Below are 468 nucleotides of genomic sequence, written 5' to 3'. Positions count from 1 at the left end.
TCATAATCGATTCCGAAATAACCATGAGTTAATCGATCCCGCATACCGGCAATCACCCGCCATGGAATGTCAGGATAACTTGCTTTTATCTCATCCGGCACATTCTTAGCGGCTTCACCAATGATCTCGATATTCTTCACAACCGCCTTCTGGGTTTTCCTATCGTTCAGAAATTCAGTGAAGTCCATTCCTGAAGTGAACTCTTCAATCTCATCAATCGATTCAACAATGTCAGTTAAAAACAGCCTGTACTCACGTATGAAAACCACCTCATGCGTGTGCATAAACCACTTCTGACAAAATCCTGCTCTTCAATTCATCCCTTACGGCACGCTTCGAGACTATATCCACCTTTGACCCGAACTCTTCTTCAAGAAAAATTCCAAGGGCTGCGAGATCAAAAAGATCCGCACCTTTCTCAAAATCAACAAGGAAGTCTATATCGCTGCCGGTTTTGCTTTCATTCCT

The 468-nt window shown here is 43.2% G+C and carries 2 protein-coding genes; both read right to left on the bottom strand.

Features of this window, described 5'->3' with window-relative positions; all coding sequences use genetic code 11:
• A partial coding sequence (locus PV02_RS12885) for a HepT-like ribonuclease domain-containing protein (RefSeq protein WP_256623822.1) occupies positions 1–284 on the bottom strand: 284 nt, incomplete at its 3' end.
• On the bottom strand, positions 271–468 hold a 198-nt coding region (locus PV02_RS12880; RefSeq protein ID WP_256623821.1), incomplete at its 5' end, for a nucleotidyltransferase family protein. The genes PV02_RS12880 and PV02_RS12885, both read right to left, overlap by 14 nt.

It is taken from the genome of Methanolobus chelungpuianus (assembly GCF_024500045.1).
Taxonomy (GTDB): domain Archaea; phylum Halobacteriota; class Methanosarcinia; order Methanosarcinales; family Methanosarcinaceae; genus Methanolobus; species Methanolobus chelungpuianus.
Note: the sequence above shows the minus strand (reverse complement) of the source record. Positions and strands in the feature narration are given on the sequence as shown.